Source organism: Streptomyces sp. NBC_00690 (genome assembly GCF_036226685.1).
Taxonomy (GTDB): domain Bacteria; phylum Actinomycetota; class Actinomycetes; order Streptomycetales; family Streptomycetaceae; genus Streptomyces.
In genome coordinates, this window is record NZ_CP109009.1 from 645742 (window position 1) to 661064 (window position 15323).

The 15323-nt window shown below is 67.3% G+C and carries 14 protein-coding genes; 7 read left to right on the forward strand and 7 right to left on the reverse strand.

Annotated features, from left to right (window positions below; translation table 11 throughout):
• Positions 1-8 precede the first annotated feature (8 nt).
• Entirely contained in the window at positions 9-2210 is a 2202-nt protein-coding gene (locus OID54_RS02790; protein WP_329013398.1) for an ATP-binding protein, read from the forward strand.
• A gap of 181 nt (positions 2211-2391) precedes the next feature.
• Here the strand turns inward: OID54_RS02790 and OID54_RS02795 are convergent, their stop codons facing one another.
• The 3 genes from OID54_RS02795 to tdh all read right to left on the reverse strand — a co-directional run bounded on the left by OID54_RS02795 (position 2392) and on the right by tdh (position 5799).
• On the reverse strand, positions 2392-3306 hold the full coding sequence (locus OID54_RS02795; RefSeq protein ID WP_329013401.1) for a LysR family transcriptional regulator: 915 nt from the start codon (positions 3304-3306) through the stop codon (positions 2392-2394).
• An 82-nt stretch (positions 3307-3388) separates the two neighbouring features.
• Positions 3389-4591, reverse strand: a complete 1203-nt coding sequence (locus OID54_RS02800; protein ID WP_329013404.1) for a glycine C-acetyltransferase — start codon at positions 4589-4591, stop codon at positions 3389-3391.
• Between the two features lie 179 nt (positions 4592-4770).
• Positions 4771-5799, reverse strand: a complete 1029-nt coding sequence (gene tdh, locus OID54_RS02805) for an L-threonine 3-dehydrogenase (RefSeq protein WP_329013407.1) — start codon at positions 5797-5799, stop codon at positions 4771-4773.
• A gap of 196 nt (positions 5800-5995) precedes the next feature.
• On the opposite strand from tdh, the gene OID54_RS02810 reads away from it, so the two are divergent.
• Together OID54_RS02810 and OID54_RS02815 are read left to right on the forward strand one after the other, a co-directional pair.
• Positions 5996-6795, forward strand: a protein-coding gene (locus OID54_RS02810; protein WP_443055747.1) for an IS5 family transposase whose coding sequence is annotated in 2 segments (ribosomal slippage) — positions 5996-6344 and positions 6344-6795 — 801 coding nt in all. Because the reading frame shifts where the segments join, the coding sequence is not laid out codon by codon here.
• Positions 6796-7148: 353 nt separating this feature from the next.
• The gene (locus tag OID54_RS02815) at positions 7149-7439 is read left to right on the forward strand and encodes a hypothetical protein (RefSeq protein ID WP_329013409.1); all 291 of its coding nucleotides are present in this window, start codon (positions 7149-7151) and stop codon (positions 7437-7439) included.
• Between the two features lie 269 nt (positions 7440-7708).
• Here the strand turns inward: OID54_RS02815 and OID54_RS02820 are convergent, their stop codons facing one another.
• Both OID54_RS02820 and OID54_RS02825 read right to left on the reverse strand, forming a co-directional pair.
• Positions 7709-8866: a DUF6397 family protein gene (locus OID54_RS02820; protein WP_329013412.1), complete on the reverse strand. Its 1158-nt coding sequence runs from the start codon at positions 8864-8866 to the stop codon at positions 7709-7711.
• Between the two features lie 143 nt (positions 8867-9009).
• Positions 9010-9414 (reverse strand): roadblock/LC7 domain-containing protein, encoded by a 405-nt coding sequence (locus OID54_RS02825; RefSeq protein ID WP_329013414.1) that lies wholly within the window; start codon positions 9412-9414, stop codon positions 9010-9012.
• Between the two features lie 928 nt (positions 9415-10342).
• On the opposite strand from OID54_RS02825, the gene OID54_RS02830 reads away from it, so the two are divergent.
• The 4 genes from OID54_RS02830 (at position 10343) to OID54_RS02845 (ending at position 13241) form a co-directional block, all read left to right on the forward strand.
• The gene (locus tag OID54_RS02830; protein WP_329013417.1) at positions 10343-10909 is read left to right on the forward strand and encodes a GNAT family N-acetyltransferase; all 567 of its coding nucleotides are present in this window, start codon (positions 10343-10345) and stop codon (positions 10907-10909) included.
• A gap of 305 nt (positions 10910-11214) precedes the next feature.
• On the forward strand, positions 11215-11853 hold the full coding sequence (locus tag OID54_RS02835) for a class I SAM-dependent methyltransferase (protein ID WP_329013420.1): 639 nt from the start codon (positions 11215-11217) through the stop codon (positions 11851-11853).
• Between the two features lie 144 nt (positions 11854-11997).
• A complete protein-coding gene (locus tag OID54_RS02840) occupies positions 11998-12294 on the forward strand; it encodes a hypothetical protein (RefSeq protein WP_383537731.1) in 297 nt (98 codons plus the stop codon).
• Between the two features lie 140 nt (positions 12295-12434).
• Complete coding sequence (locus OID54_RS02845; protein WP_329013423.1) at positions 12435-13241, forward strand: hypothetical protein; 807 nt, start codon at positions 12435-12437, stop codon at positions 13239-13241.
• A gap of 118 nt (positions 13242-13359) precedes the next feature.
• Here the strand turns inward: OID54_RS02845 and OID54_RS02850 are convergent, their stop codons facing one another.
• Positions 13360-13539: a hypothetical protein gene (locus OID54_RS02850; RefSeq protein ID WP_329013426.1), complete on the reverse strand. Its 180-nt coding sequence runs from the start codon at positions 13537-13539 to the stop codon at positions 13360-13362.
• 353 nt (positions 13540-13892) lie between these two features.
• Complete coding sequence (locus OID54_RS02855; protein ID WP_329013429.1) at positions 13893-15131, reverse strand: fatty acid desaturase; 1239 nt, start codon at positions 15129-15131, stop codon at positions 13893-13895.
• Positions 15132-15323 lie beyond the last annotated feature (192 nt).

The following is a 15323-nucleotide window of genomic DNA, read 5'->3' on the forward strand; positions in this document are numbered from 1 at the left end:
CTGGGCAGGTGTTGGGAACCCTTCCCGAAGAATCCACCAGTTTCGTCGGACGGAACCGGGAGTTGTCCCGACTGAAACGGGCTCTTGCGCGCCACCGTCTCACCACGCTCGTCGGGAGCGGTGGCGTGGGCAAGTCCCGGCTCGCTCTGCGCGCCGCTCGACAAGCAGTCGAGTTGTTCCCCCACGGCGTGGCCTGGGCCGAATTGTCTCCCCTGGCCGGGGACAGGCTGCTCCTGGCGACCGTGTCGGACGCCTGCGACCTCTCCGACCACACCCCTCGGATGCCCGTCGACGCACTCTGTGAATGGTTGGGCGACAAGCGGCTGCTCCTGGTGCTCGACTCCTGTGAGCACCTCCTCGCCTCCTGCCGGGCGCTCCTGGGAGACCTCCTGACGGCGGCCCCCGGTCTGACGGTGCTGACTACGAGCAGGCATCCACTGGACCTGGCGAACGAGCATGTGATCGAGGTCGTTCCCCTGTCGCCCGAGGGGCCCGACGCCCTCGAACTGTTCACCCAGCGCATGGCCACCGCGGCGGCCTCGGAGTCGGGCAGGCACTCCGCTTTCGGGCAGGCGCCCGCCCATTCGGATGACAAGGGCGGGCGGGACGATGACCCGGCGACCGGACCCCGCGCCGATGTCCAGCGGGCCGGTATCCAGTGGCCCGCGCCGGTCCCCCGTGGGTTCACGGTCGCCCAGATCTGTCGTCGCCTCGAAGGCATCCCGCTCGCCCTGGAACTGGCAGCGGCGCAAGCCGCGCGCACCAGCGTCGAGGAGATCGCTGGTCGCCTCACCTCCCGCTTCGATGTGCTGAAGGCCGGGGAGAGAGAGCGAGTGCGGCCGGAGCGCCACCGCACCATGCGAACCACGATCGGATGGAGCCATGAGCTGTGCTCGCCCCGCGAGCGGCTGCTCTGGGCCCGGCTGACCGTCTTTCGCGGTGACTTCGACGCGGAGGCCGTTCGAGCGGTGTGCACAGGTGGGCCCGTCAGCGTCGAGGAGGTCGATCCGCTGCTCGACGGGTTAGTGGCCGCCTCCGTGGTCACGGTGGTCCGGGGACCGCTGGGCAGTGGACTGCGCTACCGCATGCTGGACACTATCCGGGAGTACGGCGCCTCCTGGCTCCGCGCGCTCGGTGAGGATGCCGCCATGGCAGAGCGTCACGCCGAGCACTTCCTGGAGGTCGTGTGTGAAGCCCACGACCGATGGCTCGGGCCCGAACAGGCCCACTGGTACCGCACGATCGGCGAGGTCCACACGGACCTGTGCACCGCCGTCGACCACTTCCTGACCGTCTCACCGGCTCGCGCGGTACGTCTGGCCGGACGGGTGGGCTTCTTCTGGAGCTGCTGCGGCCACTTGCACGAAGCGCGTGACTATCTCGAACAGGCGTTGGCCGCGCATGGGACCGACGGGCCCGACCGGACGCAGGGCTTATGGGCCTTGGGATTCGCCGCAACCCTCCAGGGCGACTACGCGACGGCCCAGCGCGTGGGCGATGAGTGCATGCTCGCCGCCCGGCTGGACCGGGCACGGGGGTACGGCACCGAAGGGACGCTCGCCGCCGCGTACCTCGGGGGGTTGATCGCCCTGCTGACAGGACGACCACTCGCGGCCGACGTACTGGCGGGGCACGCATTGGACGCGGCGGGGGGCGAGCCCTTCGACTCGCCGAACAGCCTGCGCTGTCATCTGGCTCAGGTCTTCGCCCTCACCGGGCTCGGTGAGCTGGCTCAGGCCCGCGAGAGGGCCCTGACACTACGGCGGGGGTGCGTCGACCGCGGCGAGTCATGGACGCGTGCCTATCTCGACTACCAACTCAGCTTGATCGCCCTGTTCTCCGGCGATCCACCGGGTGCGGCGGAACACGCGCGGGCGATGTTGGAAGGGAAGCAGGGCATCGGCGACAGCTTCGGTATCGCCCTGGGGCTTGACCTGTTGGCGGCGGCTCTGGCCGCGGGAGGTGACGGGGAGCGCGCCGGGCTGGTGTACGGCACGGGCCAGGCGTTCTGGAGTACGGTCGGACACCCCCAACGGGGCACCCCCGAACTCCGCGCCGTACGCGACGAGTGCGAGCAGACGGCACGGGCCCACGCGGGCGATTCGGCCTATGCGGCAGCCTTCCAGCGGGGCGCGAACATGGATTTGGCCACCGGGCTGAAGGAGGCGCTGGTCCCTCTTCCCGGCGGCCCTGGACCGGATCACCGTTGAGGAAGGGGGCGAGCCTCCTCCACATCCGAAACCGATACCTATGCCGATACCGGAACCGACGCCTATGCCTATGCCAATGCCAATGCCGAGCGATCTGCAGTGCTCGCCCCTCGCACTCGCTGTACGAGAGCGGCCGTGGTGAACGCGTCCTGGACGCGCCACTATCGGCAGCCGAGGGGGGTCAGTCTGCGGACAGTCCTGCCGCAGAGGCCACCAGGGCTTCCAGTACCGGACGGATGAGCGGGTGCGACTCGGCCCCGCGCCGCACGGCGGCAAACACCCGCCGTCTGGCGGAAGGGCCCGAGACGGGGCGTACGACGACGTCCTTGAGCTCCATCCCCCGTAGCGCCGAGCGTGGCACCAAGGCGACCCCCGCGCCTGCCCCGGCAAGCGCCACCACGGCACGGAAGTCGTCGGAGGAGTGCAGCAGTCGGGGCGGGAATCCCGCCAGTTCGCAGGCGAGCAGCACCATGTCATGGCAGGGGTTGCCCGGGTAGGGGCCGATCCAGTCGTCCTCGGACAGATCGGCAAGAGCGATGCGTTGCTCCAGGGCGAGGGGGTGGACGGCATGGAGCACCGCGTCGAACGGCTCCGCGTAGAGCGGGACCCGCCACAGCCGTGGATCGTCAGCGCCGGGCGCCCCTCGGTACTCCACCGCGACGGCGATGTCCGCCTCGCCATCGAGGACCAGCGGCAAGCTCTCATCGCCTTCGGCATCCCGGACGCGCACCCTGATGTCGCCGTGACCAGAGCTGAGCAATCCGAGGGCGGGCGCCACCACCTCCGCTATTCCCGTCGCGAACGCAGCCATCGTCACCTCGCCAGCGGCCCCGCCCGCGTACGCGGCGAGCTCCGCTTCGGCCCGCTCCAATTGGGCGAGAACGGCATGGGTGTGGTTCAGGAGGATCTCCCCGGCCGCCGTCAGGCGAGCCCCTTTGCCACTGCGCATCACCAAGGAGTGGCCGGTCTCCTGCTCCAGGGCGTTGAGCTGCTGGGAGACGGCGGACGGGGTCAGATAGAGCGCGGAGGCCGCTGCGGTCACCGTACGGTGGTCCGCGACGGCCCGGAGTATGCGCAGCCGCCGGGGATCGATCACTCGGCCATCCTGCCAGCCGGAACAAATCGCACCCCGCCCGGCCCCGGCCCGGTGCCGTGAAGGGCCTCACCTGCTACTGCTCTCAAGCGCCGAACTCTCCCTGCCGCTCCTTCAACACCCGTCGGGCGTCGATGAAGGCGGCGACGACGCGCTGCACGTCCTCGGTGGAATGCGCGGCCGAGAGCTGGACCCGGATCCTGGCCTGGCCCAACGGAACGACCGGGTAGGAGAACCCGACGACATAGACACCACGCTGAAGGAGCAACTCGGCCATCCGACCGGCCTCGGCGGCGTCCCCGATCATGACGGGTGCGATGGGATGGTCCCCGGGGAGCACGTCGAACCCCGCGTCGGTCATCGCCGTCCGGAACAGGATGGTGTTCCGGTTCAGGTCCGCCCGTAGATCGCCGGCCGATTCCAGGAGATCGAGCACCTTGAGGGAGGCGGCGGCGATCACAGGAGCAAGGGAGTTGGAGAACAGATACGGGCGCGAGCGCTGGCGCAGGAGGGCCACGATCTCCGTGCGCGCGGCGACGTATCCCCCGGACGCCCCACCGAGGGCCTTGCCGAGGGTTCCCGTGATGATGTCGATCCGGTCCATCACTCCGGCCAGCTCCGGTGTGCCCCGACCCGTGGGGCCGACGAAGCCCACGGCGTGGGAGTCGTCGACCATCACCATCGCGTCATAGCGGTCGGCGAGGTCGCAGATCTCGCGCAAGGGTGCGACATAGCCGTCCATCGAGAAGACCCCGTCGGTGACGATGAGTCGACGGCGGGCGTCCTGGGTGTCCTTGAGCTGCTGCTCCAGATCGTGGAGATCGCGGTTGGCGTAACGGTGGCGGCGTGCCTTCGACAGTCGGATGCCATCGATGATGGACGCGTGGTTGAGCGCGTCGGAGATCACTGCGTCCTCAGGGCCGAGCAGCGTCTCGAAGACGCCTCCGTTGGCATCGAAGCAGGACGAGTAGAGGATCGTGTCCTCCTGCCCGAGGAACGTCGACAGTCTGGCCTCCAGTTCCTTGTGGACGTCCTGGGTGCCACAGATGAACCGTACGGATGCCATGCCGTAGCCCCAGCGGTCCAGGGCCTCCTGGGCGGCGGTGATGACTTCCGGATGGTCGGCGAGGCCGAGGTAGTTGTTGGCACAGAAGTTGAGCACCTCACCGGAGGCGACGGAGACCGTGGCGCCCTGGGGCGTGCCGATGACTCGTTCAGGCTTGTGGAGGCCCGCATCGCGGATTTCCTCCAGGGTGGCGCGGAGTTGGTCGCGGACGGACTCGTACATCGCAAGGCTCCCTGTCGGGGGTGGCGGAGGTGGTGAGAAGTGTCTGAGGTGTGAACGGGCGGGCCAGCCCTGGTGTCGGGACACTCACGGGAGGGTCACCGGCAGGGCGATCGGACGGTCTCACAGGCGGGACCACGGTGGAGTGGGGCCGGTGGAGTGGGGCCGGCGGATCGGTCCGGCTACGCCGCCCAGTTGAGGATGATCTTCCCGCTGCGGGCGGTGGCCGCCTCGTCGAAGGCGGCCTCGTGGTCCCGGAAGTCATAGCTACCGGTGATCACGGGGCTGAGGTCGAGTCCGGCTTCGAGCAGGACCGTCATCGCGTACCACGTCTCGTACATCTCACGTCCGTAGATGCCCTTGACCGTGATCATCGAAGTGACGATCTTCGACCAGTCGACGGCGAACTCGTCCGCCGGAAGCCCGAGCATGGCTATTCGGCCGCCGTGTGTCATGTTGTCCACCATGTCGCGCATTGCGGCGGGGCGGCCGGACATCTCCAGGCCGATGTCGAAGCCCTCCTTCAGCCCGAGCAGGCGCTGTGCCTCAGCGATGTCGTGATCCGAGACGTTCAGAGCGAGGGTCGCACCGGCCTTGCGGGCGAGCTCCAAACGGGACTCGCTGACATCGGTGATCACCACATTGCGAGCTCCGGCATGTCGAGCGACCGCTGCCGCCATGATCCCGATCGGTCCCGCACCGGTGATCAGCACGTCTTCGCCAACGAGGGGGAAACTCAGGGCCGTATGCACGGCGTTGCCGAAGGGATCGAAGATCGCGGCGATGTCCAGGTCGACCTCGGTACGGTGCACCCAGACATTGGAGGCAGGCAGGGCCACGTACTCGGCGAACGCACCGTCGCGCCCCACGCCGAGCCCCACGGTGCTTCGGCAGAGATGACGTCGGCCGGCCAGACAGTTGCGGCACCTGCCGCAGACGAGGTGTCCTTCGCCGCTCACCGTGTCACCGACCGCGATGTCCCGGACGTCGGGGCCGATGGCTGCGACCTCTCCCACGAACTCGTGGCCCAACACCCTCGGAGTGCTGACCGCCTGTCGGGCCCACGAGTCCCAGGAACGAATGTGCAGGTCGGTTCCACAGATCCCGGTCCGCAGCACTCTGATCAGAACGTCGCCAGGCCCTGTCTCCGGCTCCGGGACGTCCATGAGCCACAGTCCCGGCTCCGCATGGTGCTTGACGAGTGCCTTCATGACTGCGGCTCCAGAGGGTGGTACCGATACGGCAGGAATGTGGTGCAGAGGAAAGTCCGCTGGGCCGCCCGAACGCCAGACTCGCTTCCTGGTGACCGGGACCCAATCTGCCCAGGTCAGCAGAGGGAGTCCAGCGAGGATTTCTTAAGGCGCCATCTCATTTGGTGCGTTGGGTAGGCTGTCGGTCGTGGCGGGCATTGTTGAGCGGCTGGTGCCGGATGAGTTGTGGGTACTGTTCCAACGGGTGGTGCCGGAAGCGCCGTCGCGGCCTCAGGGTGGTGGTCGGCGCCGGCACGGTGACCGGGAAGTGCTCGCCGCGATCGTGTTCGTGGCCACGTCGGGCTGCACCTGGCAACAGTTGCCGACGGCGTCGTTCGGGCCGTCGGGGGCGACAGCTCACCGACGGTTCACCGAGTGGAGCAAGGCGCGGGTGTGGGCCAGGCTCCACCGCCTGGTCCTTGACGAGCTCGGCGCTCGCGGTGAACTGGACTGGTCCCGCTGTGCGATCGACTCGGTAAACATGCGGGCCCTGAAAAGGGGGACCTGACGGGTCCGAATCCTGTTGACCGGGGCAAGTTCGGGTCGAAGATTCACTTGATCACGGAGCGGACCGGTCTGCCCCTTTCTGTCGGAATCTCGGGGGCGAACCTGCACGACAGCCAGGCTCTTGAGCCCCTCGTCCGCGGGATTCCGCCCATCCGGTCGCGCCGCGGCCGCCGACGGCGTAGGCCCGGCAAGCTCCACGCGGACAAGGGCTACGACTATGCCCACCTGCGGAGATGGTTACGCGGACGTGGTATCAAGCACCGCATAGCCCGTAGGGGCATCGAGTCCTCGCAGCGACTGGGCCGCCACCGCTGGACCATCGAACGCACCATGGCCTGGCTCGCCGGCTGCCGTCGCCTCCACCGCCGCTACGAACGCAAAGCCGACCACTTCCTCGCCTTCACCAGCATCGCCTGCACCCTCATCTGCTACCGCAGACTCACCAAATGAGATGTCTTCTAAGCAGGGCAACAGCGGAGCTTCACACGTCAGCGTGCGGACACGGACCGCGCGGGGATCCGAGCACGCCGGTACGCCCTCCTCCGAGCCCGGAATGCGGTGGTCTGCCGGCTGACCCGTCGGCGCCGCCGAAGCGCAGGGCCCGGCACACCTGGGCCCGACACTCCACAGGAAGGAAAGGTGACGTACGGCGACAACTCTTCATCCATGGGTTACGACTGAACTACGTGCGATACGGCGGGCCCAAGAAGCACTCCTCGTCCTGTGACCGGCTACGGGGAGGGATTTTCGATTTGTGCCGCACATCGGTCGCGTATCCGGCCCCGCAGTGCGAGCCTGGGAGGATGAGCTGGGCATCGTGGACGACCACGGGGGTGTATTCCGGGCGTGGTGGCGTGCTCACCCAGGAGGTGGGCATTCTGACCGGCGACCTGACCGTGCATACGACCTGGGCAGGCGATGAAGCCCGCGTGGCCGTGCAGTACAGCGGGGCATCCGACTGGTTCACCATGGCCGGCAGCCCCCTGCCGTGTGAGTCCGAGGAGGACAGCCGCGCGCTCCATCAAGCGGTGGTGCAGGCGGTCGCGACCGGGGGCGGCGCCTCGGTACCGCCCATCCCCCACCACACGGTCTAGCTGTACTGACCACGAACGACGCTCGCGTGCCCTGCCCCGATCCTTGGTGTGCTCGACGACCACGAACCTTCGCACCGACACCTCGCTGTTTGCGGCAACGGGCGCTGCCGCACGCTCGCAGTCGAGCGCAACGGGCGGCACCGTCTCTCCTCCGCGCGCAGGGTGGGCACAGGGCTCACCTCGCTGACCCGGCAGTCCCTGCCAGTCGATCGACGAGTGCGCGCCCCCTCACGTTGGCCCCGCCTTCCGGTGAAGCTGAAGGCCGCCGCTCACCGCGCTTCCCCATCCCCGACGGGAGGTTCGCAGACCCTGGAAAGGGCCAGCGATCGAAGACTCTGGCATCGAATTCTCCGGCGGACTGTATGGCGACCCTTGTACCTCGACCCCCAGTCCGTCAGTTCGCATCCCGGCTCGCGAACGAGCCGGGTTTCCGGTGCGAACGGCCCGCCTGGGCAACCCCCTCGACCGCCGTTGGCGGACAACATCGCCGTGGGCGCGTCTTCTTGCTGCTCGCCCAGGAATACCGGCAGGTCAGTGAGCTCGTCGCCCACGTTGCCACCACACCCGGTCTCGGCACCAGGTACCGACTGCCGATCGGGAAGCCCTCCCTCGCCCGTGGCACGGGCTTCTCGTAGCGCCTGGGCCAGGTGGGTGCGGTACCACTGGATCTCGTCCCGATGGACGGCGAGCGCAAGCCCCTCGACCAGCCCCTGGGCCGCCGTACTCCTGGAACGGCCAGCGATCGGACCGGGCCGCAGACGGTGCAGGCGAGCCCGCTCGGCCGGGTCGGGCACCATCTCCGTCAGAACGCTCTCGTCGAGTGCCGAACTGACGGCCGCAGCTCGCCGCCATGGGTCGTCGGTGCTCCTGAGCAACAGCCCGAGTCGTCGTCCCCGCCAGTTGCGAGGGCGTCGGTCCTCGCCCGACTCCAGCATGGACCGCAGCTCCCGTGGTGTTCTTCCACTGAGCAGCGCCGGGTGGTCCTGCGCGAAGTCCTTCAACTCCTCGGCGAGGTACAGCCAGACGACCATGCGGTATCGATTGAGGGAGAACCGAACCGGGACGACGTGTCCGGTGCGAGCAAGCCGAGCGAAGCGCGCGGGGCTGATGGAGAGCATCCGGGCGCCCTCGATCATGCCGACGGTCCGCACCCGCTCCCGCAGGGCCGGGAGCCCAGCACCATCGCGCAACCGCTCGATCTCTTGGGGCGCGAAGCCCCGACGACCGCCAACCGATTCATTTGTCGCGCGGACGTATCCGAGCTGAACGGCCAACTCAAGCTCATGGCGCTTCAGCTCCAACAGGGCAGCGGCCTTGTCGAACCCCACTACGTCGCCGAAGCGGCGATCCCTGCCGGGTGGTCCCATCGAACTGCGCTTCGACGGGACGGTGACGGCCGGCTGAACCGGTGATGCACAACGCTCCATACTGATCTCCCCCGTGAGTTGTTCAAACCCTCGGTTTCGACCATAGCCAGGATGCGCGCCGCCCGTTCCAGCCTGTGGATAACCTCGTCGGTGCCTGTTGAGCGGGAGATCAGCCCTTGGCTGAAGCCAGATGTACCCGCAGGTCAGGAGCTGCGCACTCCCGGTTGCCTCGCCTCGACGCTCAGATGCTCACCCACCCGGTTGACCAGCAGGGTCATCTCGTACGCTATCTGCCCGACGTCGGCTTCCGCCTCGCTCAGCACGCAGAGACAACTGCCTTCCCCGGCAGCCGTCACGAAGAGCAGCGCTTCGTCGAACTCGACCATCGTCTGACGAGCTCTGCCCGCGCGAAAATGGCGTCCCGAGCCACGAGCCAGGGAGTGCAGCCCCGAAGAGACTGCCGCCAGATGCTCGGCGTCCTCGCGCGCCAACTCCGTACTCGCCCCGGTCACCAGGCCATCGTTGGATAGCACCAGTGCATGCCTGATGTGCTCGATCCGCTTGGTCAGATCGTCGAGCAGCCAGTCAAGTCCCTTGTCCAGCGGCATGGTGGTCCCTCCCCGCTCATATGTTCCCCGTGTGCGCGTAAGCCTTTCGTACACCGGACGACAGGGCAAGGTGTAACTAGCGCATCGAATCGCGGAGCACCACTGTGTACATTCGGCAGGCATATTCAGACAGCCGCACCGGATGGATCCGCAGCCGAATCCCGACCGGTTCACGCTGCGGCCCGAGCGTTCGGCTGCACCCTCAAGTCTGAGGCAGGGCCTGGAGGATGCCTCCACACAACGGGCGTGCCGGAAATGAACCGTCATGATGAGAAAGAGATGTGGCCCATGGGGCAGAAGACTTGAGAGAGTGAATCGTATCGCTTGCCATCTTCAACTTCTATCCATATATCTCTCCGTTAATACCAAGAAGTGAAGCCGAAGAATCGGTAGCGGGTACTCCTCACGCAACCGTCGGTACGATTTCGCCCACATCACCTTCACGACGCGCGGATCAGTCAATCCACGAGATAGCCCACCCCCGTTCCTCCAGGAGTCAGTCGTGCGGAATGGCTCGACTGAACTCACCACTCGCTCTGGCCCGTTGACCACTCGACGGTATCTGACTCTTCAGTAACCCCCGGGGGCGTACGGCGGACCCTCCTGGAAGGCATGCCTCGGGCACCCACACCGAGTGAACCCTTCCTCTCTCTCGACGAGCTCCGGCTTGTCCATGGACGGCTCTCGATCGGGTACGGCTTCTGCTGGAACGGAGCAGGTGAGGAAGATCTGAAACGCGGGCAGCAGCACATCGAAATACGAGCAGATCCGCACCTCCGGCCTTGCATTCAACGATGGGCGACATGACTGGGTCGCGAGAATGAAGTTGTCACCCAGCCCTCCCCTGAACCAAAGGTCTAGACATCCACCCAGGACCTCGCGGGAAAAACCCTTGGGAAGCCGCGCCGGGAGATGCAGAGAATGAACCATGACGTTTCTCATCGCCACCGAACGCCTGACCCTCCGTCCCATCATCGAGTCGGACCTAGACCATCTCCTCGGCCTCGACTCCGATCCCGACGTCATGCGCTTCATCGGCGGCGGGCCACCCCCCACCCGGGACTACCTGCGGAAGCACGCTCTACCGCGGTTCATCCGACGCCACCCCGCTACGGATCGGCCGGGCTACTGGGCCGTTTGCGAGCCGGAAAGTGGAAAGTTCTTCGGATGGATGGAGTTCCGACCCATCGTCGACACCAGCGGCGAAGTGGTGGAGCTGGGCTATCGGCTCACCAGATCCGCCTGGGGAAAGGGATACGCCACCGAATGCGCACGGGTATTGATCCGTAAAGGATTCAACGATTGGGGAGTCCAGACAGTTATCGCGACCACCATGGCGGTCAATCACGGCTCGCGCCGAGTGATGGAGAAATCAGGTCTCACGCTTGTACGCACCACCTTCGACGAATGGCCCGACTATATCGAAGGGGCAGAGTCTGGCGATGTCCACTACGAATTGACGAGGAGCCAGTGGCAGATGCGCCAACAGGCATGAGAAATCTGAACGATTGCACTTCTCTCGCACGCTTTGACGAAAATACTCGCGGCGGGCCGAATCCATCAAACGGTTCCGCTCGAATGTCCTCATGCGGGCCAGGGATCGGGCACCATGGCCAAGTGCCACTCCGGCCTGACCTCCTCGCGCAAATGCGGCGTGACACGAGAGGTCCTCGATGGATACCCCGCACGGCAGACCGACGAGGTCGCTCGGATCGCCTCTTCGGGCATGATCGCTTCACCTGGACCAGACCAAGAGTGTCGCCCAGCGTGACCGAACTGCCGAAAGGAATTCCGCCGCCCATGTCAGTCGACCCGAGGAACGACCAACGATCCGTGAGGGAGTTCTTCAGCCCCCGTGCAGCCGGTTGGGACACCCGCTTCCCGGACGACGGACCCGCCTACGCTGCGGCAGTGGCCGCACTGGACCTGCCGTCAGGTGGTGCCGTCCTCGACGCGGGATGCGGTACCGGACGGGCACTCCCTGCCCTGCGGTCGGCCGTCGGGCCACGAGGCACCGTGCTGGGCGCGGACCTCACACCTGCCATGCTCGGGGAAGCCGCGGACGCGGGACGTGCCGAGTACGGCTCTCTCCTCCTGACCGATGTCAGTCGACTGCCACTGGTCGACGACTGCCTCGATGCGGTGTTCGCCGCCGGGCTCATCAGCCATCTGCCCCATCCGGCCGTCGGGCTGGCCGAGTTGGCGAGGGTCGTGCGCAGCGGTGGGCGACTAGCCCTGTTCCACCCCGTGGGCCGTGCAGCGCTCGCCAACCGTCAAGGGAGGCAACTTCGTGACGACGACCTGCGTGCCGCGCCCCCACTCGATGCCCTGCTGGCCGCATCGGGATGGACGATGACGTCGTACGAGGACCAGGACACTCGCTTCCTCGTCCTGGCCGTGCGGAAGGGCAAGCGGACGGGCGGTCCCGGCAACCGCTGAGCACCGAAGCGGCATCTCCGCTCCTGGCGCCCGGATCTTCCCAGATCACAGGGCTTGCCGTACGAGCTCTAAAGGCAGCGCCGGACGGGCATGCACAGTACAGGGATCGGCGACGCCCCGTCGCCGCTGGGGAAGGTGGTCCGGGTGTTCAGCAGACTCCGCAGGCTCTTCGTCCAAAGGCAGCAGAAGACTCCGGCAGCGCCCGTCCGCTCACCGCAACACAACCTCTTCGAGGCCGCGGCCTCCTATGTGTCCGGGTGCGCAGAGGACGACCAGGTACAGATGGACGAAGCGGTGACGTGGGTCTCCCCCGAGGCACTCTCGTTCGGCATCAACGAGTTGGCCTGTCGGGCTGTCATAGCCCTTGCGCGGGAACGGGACGAGTCTCCCCAAACGGTGGCGCGGAGTCTCCTGGGCCTCCCCGCCCGGCTAGGCGGCTGACCCCGAGGGGTGGCGGGGCAGCACTTTCAACGGCTGCAAGGATGTTTCCGGTCGTCGCGAGACACTCGACGGCTGGGTTACCCACTGGTTAGGGTGCGCCGACGAACCATCGGGCAGGAATGACCGGGCGAGGAGGCATCATGGCCGAGACGGAAGTCTCCGTCGATGATGACGCGCTGTACGTACTGACCGCGGTGCTCCTGACCCCGGCCCAGTTCCCCAGCGTGCTCGGCGACGATTTCCCTGCCGCGTGCGCCGCACTGGGCGTACAACCGTACGCAGACGGCTACGGCCTGGTGATCGGTCAGGACTACGAAGGCGCGCGCTGGACCGTCGTGGTGGACGACGTACCGCTCGTCGCCGTGGCCATCGCGTCATGGGACTGCGGGATGGAGTACGACCTCTCTCCGCATGATCGCACCGTGGTGACCGCCCTGCCCGGCTGGCCGCTGTCCGTCGCGGTCGCAGCCCCCGGGGTGCCGGAACCTCATGATCCGGAACCCGAGGAAGGGAGTGTCCCGCCGTTGGCACCGCCCAGCTCGGAGGAATGGGGGCCGGCCCAGCGGCGGCTGGGTGCGGATGAGATCGCGCTCCAATGGTCCCAGTGGCGCCAACAGATCGAGGATGAGCAGGCCCTGCCGTCGCCGGAAACAAGCGCAGCACAGTCGCGACGTGCGCACCCCGGACTGCGTCAAGCCATGGACCAGGCACGGAGCTATCTGGAGTTCCCACCGCCGGTGGGACGGGTGCGATCCACCTTCGCCCCCGGCGGTGCTCGGACACTGCGCGCGGACGGTCCGGGTTGGTCCATGGTCGCCAGGACCGACGACATGGCGTTCTTCCTCCTGGACGAGGAGCCTCACGAGGTCTTCCCCGTGAGGCGGGGCGATGAGCTCCCCGAGCTCCTCACGGCCCTCGCCGAGATGGCAGTGAGGCCCGGCGGCTGACACCGCGCGTTGCTCAGCCGACAACCGACAGCGCAGCGGCGGCATCGCACACGCCTCATCGCGAGGATGCGAGATGGCCCGCCCGCACCCCCACGACCGCCCCGCGGGGCGGATCAGGTCAGCGGCCGAGCTCCTTGCGGCTGACCCTTCGCAGCCTGCGGCGCTGGCTGGGGTCGAGCATCAGATATGCCAGAGCCGGCACCCCGAGCACGACCAGGAGCGAGTACCAGCCAAGCAGCGGGCTCAGCAGCAGAGCCACGGCCACTCCTGCGATGACGACCTTTGTCCGCGTTGACACGTCAATGCCTCCTTGCATGGCCTTGCCCCGACATCTGAAAGGAACAACGTACGGGCTCCCCCGGTGGTTCCGTACAGGCTCGGGCCCACTGAGCTCACTCGATCCCAGGTCCGGTGAGCTCTCCTGAGCTCACTCGATCCCGGGTCCGGACGGGCTGGCGCCCACGACCTACCCGGCGGCCGTCCGCGTACCGACCCTCCGCCGTCATCTGTGGTGGGGCGAGCCCCCGCGAGGAGCGGACGATCGTTCGCCCACAGCCGGGGAGAGACCCTCGGGACGAAGCTCGTCGCGTCGAGGACCGCACTCCTTCCCTCTGGGCTTCTTGAGCTTCTTTCGACTCTTGGACGCCATCCCTACTTCTCTCCGTTCCTGGCATTCCGCAGGGGCTCGCCGACCTCGTGCATATGAGTGAGCGCCTGCCGGTAGGAATCGATGAGTCCGCTCTCCGCGTACGGGATGCCGAGCGAGCGGCAGTGGGCGCGCACGAGGGGTTGGGCCAGCTTCAGGTGCGGTCGCGACATGCTCGGGAACAGATGGTGCTCTATCTGGTAGTTGAGTCCGCCCAGCATCCAGTCGGTGACCGCGCCACCGCGGACGTTGCGCGAGGTGAGCACCTGTCGACGAAGGTGCCCCCAACTGCGGCCTTCCCGCTCGTCGGGCATGGGCATCCCCTTGTGGTTCGGTGCGAAGGCCATGCCCAGATGGAGCCCGAGGAGCAGTTGGTGGATCAGGGCGAAGAGGAGTGCGCGGCCGATCGGCATGGTGGCGAGGAGCAGGGCCGCATAACCCATGAGGTGTGCGACGAGGAGCAGCCCCTCCGTGGCCCGATCAGTACGGGAGCGCGGTGCACCGTTGGGGCGGTTCGGGGCGAAGACCGCTCGCAGCCCGTAGACCTTGAGCGCGATCCCTTCCAGGGTGGTCAGCGGGAAGAACAGCCATGCTTGGTGGCGGGTGAGCCAGCCGTGGAACCCTGATCGGCCGCCGGCCTGTCGCTGGGTGAAGACCAGGATGTCCGCGGCGACATCGGGATCCTTGTCGATGTCGTTGGGGTGGGCGTGGTGGCGCTGGTGCTTGTCGTTCCACCACTGCTGGCTCATGCCCAGCAGGACATTGCCGTGGAACAGTTGGATGAGCCTGTTGGTGCGGCGGTCGCGGGATATCTGCGCATGGCCGGCGTCGTGCGCGAGGAAGCCGGTTCTGGCCGAGAGCAGAGCCAGCGGCGGGGCGAGCAGGAGTACCCACCAGGAGCTTCCGAGGATCGCCACGCCGACGACCGTCGCGGCCAGACCGAGCAGGTTGACGAGGATGCTCCCCGCGTACCAGCCGGGGCGGTGCTCCAGGAGTCCCTGCCCCTTCACCGTGCGCAAAAGGGGCGTGAACTCGCTGGCGCCGCGAGCTGACGGGACGGTCGCACCGGGCGACGCGGACCCGGTCGTGGTGCGCAGTGGGCCGGATCGATCGCGGGCGGGTTGGCGGCTTTCGGGCGCCGGCGCGGCGTGACGTGGCGACGCGGTCTCCCCGGCCTCGCCGCCCCCTGTCGGCGGTGCGGTGGGCAGGGGTTCCCTGTCCACGCGTGGGCTTGCCTGGGGCATGGCGTCTCCGGTTGTTGCGGGCGCGGTGGCCTGGATGGGACTGTGCTGACCTGAGAAAACGTAGACAAGGCGGGCCGGTCGTGACCATGACGCCATCCCCCGTACGTTGCGGGGGCGGGCCCTCCCCCGCGGAGGTGGTGGTGAGTGCACCCATGAGCGCCGAACTGATATCAGTGAGTTGGATCACAGCGT

Bases quoted from the DNA above. Each gene is read 5' to 3' on its own strand.
- OID54_RS02800 (WP_329013404.1), bottom strand. From the start codon at position 4,591: ATGTACGAGTCCGTCCGCGACCAACTCCGCGCCACCCTGGAGGAAATC.
- tdh (WP_329013407.1), bottom strand. From the start codon at position 5,799: ATGAAGGCACTCGTCAAGCACCATGCGGAGCCGGGACTGTGGCTCATG.
- OID54_RS02815 (WP_329013409.1), top strand. From the start codon at position 7,149: ATGAGCTGGGCATCGTGGACGACCACGGGGGTGTATTCCGGGCGTGGT.
- OID54_RS02820 (WP_329013412.1), bottom strand. From the start codon at position 8,866: ATGGAGCGTTGTGCATCACCGGTTCAGCCGGCCGTCACCGTCCCGTCG.
- OID54_RS02825 (WP_329013414.1), bottom strand. From the start codon at position 9,414: ATGCCGCTGGACAAGGGACTTGACTGGCTGCTCGACGATCTGACCAAG.
- OID54_RS02830 (WP_329013417.1), top strand. From the start codon at position 10,343: ATGACGTTTCTCATCGCCACCGAACGCCTGACCCTCCGTCCCATCATC.
- OID54_RS02835 (WP_329013420.1), top strand. From the start codon at position 11,215: ATGTCAGTCGACCCGAGGAACGACCAACGATCCGTGAGGGAGTTCTTC.
- OID54_RS02845 (WP_329013423.1), top strand. From the start codon at position 12,435: ATGGCCGAGACGGAAGTCTCCGTCGATGATGACGCGCTGTACGTACTG.
- OID54_RS02855 (WP_329013429.1), bottom strand. From the start codon at position 15,131: ATGCCCCAGGCAAGCCCACGCGTGGACAGGGAACCCCTGCCCACCGCA.